At 69.8% G+C, this 2,468-nt stretch carries 2 protein-coding genes; one reads left to right on the top strand and one right to left on the bottom strand.

The genetic code is table 11. From position 1 onward, the window contains the following. Nucleotides 1-52 precede the first annotated feature (52 nt). On the bottom strand, nucleotides 53-1,207 hold the full coding sequence (locus AB0M20_RS38160) for a SigB/SigF/SigG family RNA polymerase sigma factor (RefSeq protein WP_364305752.1): 1,155 nt from the start codon (nucleotides 1,205-1,207) through the stop codon (nucleotides 53-55). A gap of 209 nt (nucleotides 1,208-1,416) precedes the next feature. Between AB0M20_RS38160 and AB0M20_RS38155 the strand changes: the two genes are divergently transcribed. Further along, nucleotides 1,417-2,468 (top strand): cbb3-type cytochrome c oxidase subunit I (locus tag AB0M20_RS38155; protein ID WP_364305750.1); only part of this gene is annotated, 1,052 nt, incomplete at its 3' end.

Here is a 2,468-nt window from a genome sequence, read left to right as displayed (position 1 = left end):
CGCCCACCTCGCCCCCCTGGTCGCCCAGCCCGCCGAGGGCTGAGCGCCCGGATCAGGAGCTCTGACCGCCCGCGTCGGAGGGCAGCAGCGCTCCGAGCCCCGCGACGGTGGCGATGCGCCGGACGGCGGGCTGCAGCCCGGTGACGGTCACCACGACCGACCGCACCCGCGCCGCCTCATGCACCGACAGCAACACCGAGACCGCCGCCGCGTCGAGGAACGGCACCCCGCGCAGGTCGATCTCGATGCGGGGCGCCGCGCCGTGGCCGAGCAGCCGGAGAAGCGCTTGCCGGAGCCGGTCGGCGTTGTCGCGGTCCACCTCGCCGGTGACCAGCACCCGCAATGCCCCCGACGGTTGCAGGCGCACGGTGACCAGTGGATCGACCTGGTCGACGTCCGGAGCGCCGCCCTGCCAGGGTGGCGGCTCGTCGCTGAGCATCGCGGCACGCAGCCAGGCGAGGGTGCGGCTGAGAAGCCGGGAGACGTGCATCTGGGAGACGCCGAGGTCGGCCGCGATGTCGGCCTGCGTGCGGTTACCGTAGAAGCGCTCCAGCAGGATCCGTCGCTCGCGCGGGGGAAGCTGCGAGATGAGCCGGCGTACGGTCTGCTGGTCGGCCACCGCCTCCATCGCGGGGTCCGCATCGCCGAACATGTCGCCCAGCCCTTCACCGGTTTCCCCCACCGGCATGCTGAGCGAGATCGGGCGGTATCCGGCGCTCGACCGGCGGGCGCCCACCACCTCGGACGCGTCGACTCCGCAGCGCTGAGCCACCTCCTGGGCGGCGGGACGCCGGCCCAGCTCCGCCGTCAAGGCGTTCTCGGCGTGCACGACGGCGAGCGTGAGCTCTTGGAGCCTGCGCGGGACGTGCACGCCCCAGGTGTGGTCGCGGAAGTGCCGCTTCAGGCTGCCCGAGATCGTGGTGACCGCGAAGGCGGTGAACGACCCGCGCTCGGGGTCGTAGCGGTCGACGGCCTTGACCAGACCGAGCCGCGCCACCTGCTCGAGATCCTCCGGGGACTCGGCGGCGCTGCGGTACCGGCGAGCCAGCCGACCGGCGAACGGCAACATCGATGTGATCAGTTCGTCGCGCAGGCGCGCATGCTGCTCCGGCGGCAGCAGGCGCCGGTCCGTGGCGTAGCGCACGGCGACCTCGTCGAGGTCTTCCAGCGGTTCAGGCGCCGCCCGCCGGGTCAGATACGTGGACATACGTCAACTCCGTGACGTCAGTCCGCGGACACAGGGCGGGGAAGATGGTCAGTTCGACGACAGTCTAACCCTCAATGCCGGAACGGCCACATCGGGCGGATGTTAAAGCCGCGACGGCCGGGGTAACCGGACGCGCCCGGCGACGGGTCGAACGCCACGGAGCCACCACAGAGCCACCACGGTGCCACACGCACGGCTGAGGAGTCCGCATGACGGCAATCGCTCCACGGCCGGTGGTCAGCCGGCCGTACCCGATCCGCCGCCAGGTGAAAGGGTCCGCCATCGCGCGGATCCTGCGCACCACCGACGCGAAGCAGATCGGGATCATGTACATGATCTCCGCGTTCGGGTTCTTCCTGGCGGGCGGGTTGATGGCGCTGATCATGCGCGCCGAGCTGGCCCGCCCGGGCATGCAGATCCTGTCGCCGGAGCAGTACAACCAGCTGTTCACCATGCACGGCACGATCATGCTGCTGTTCTTCGCGACGCCCATCGTGTTCGCCTTCGCCAACTTCGTGGTGCCACTGCAGATCGGCGCGCCCGACGTGGCGTTTCCCCGGCTCAACTCGTTCGCGTATTGGCTGTACCTGTTCGGCGGGCTGATCGCCCTCGGCGGCTTCATCACGCCGGGCGGGCCGGCCGACTTCGGCTGGACGGCGTACACGCCGCTGAGCGACAGCCTGCACTCGCCCGGCGTCGGCGGCAACATGTGGGTCGTCGGCCTCGCCGTCTCGGGACTCGGGACGATCCTCGGTGGCGTCAACATGATCACCACGATCCTGACGCTGCGCGCGCCCGGCATGACGATGTTCCGGATGCCGATCATGACGTGGAACATCCTGCTCACCAGCCTGCTGGTGGTCCTGGTCTTCCCGTTCCTGGCCGCGGCGCTGTTCGCCCTGGCCGCCGACCGCATCCTGGGCGCCCAGGTGTTCAACGTGGAGACCGGCGGCCCACTGCTGTGGCAGCACCTGTTCTGGTTCTTCGGGCACCCCGAGGTGTACGTGGTCGCACTGCCGTTCTTCGGGATCATCACCGAGGTCATCCCGGTGTTCAGCCGCAAGCCGGTGTTCGGCTACAAGGGGCTGGTCGGCGCGACCCTGCTGATCAGCGCCCTGTCGATGAGCGTGTGGGCCCACCACATGTTCGGCACGGGGCAGGTGCTGCTGCCGTTCTTCAGCTTCCTGAGCTTCCTCATCGCGGTGCCGACCGGCATGAAGTTCTTCGTGTGGATCGGCACGATGTGGCGCGGCCAGATCAG

The sequence above is a fragment of the Actinoplanes sp. NPDC051633 genome (assembly GCF_040681735.1).
Taxonomy (GTDB): domain Bacteria; phylum Actinomycetota; class Actinomycetes; order Mycobacteriales; family Micromonosporaceae; genus Actinoplanes.
Note: the sequence above shows the minus strand (reverse complement) of the source record. Positions and strands in the feature narration are given on the sequence as shown.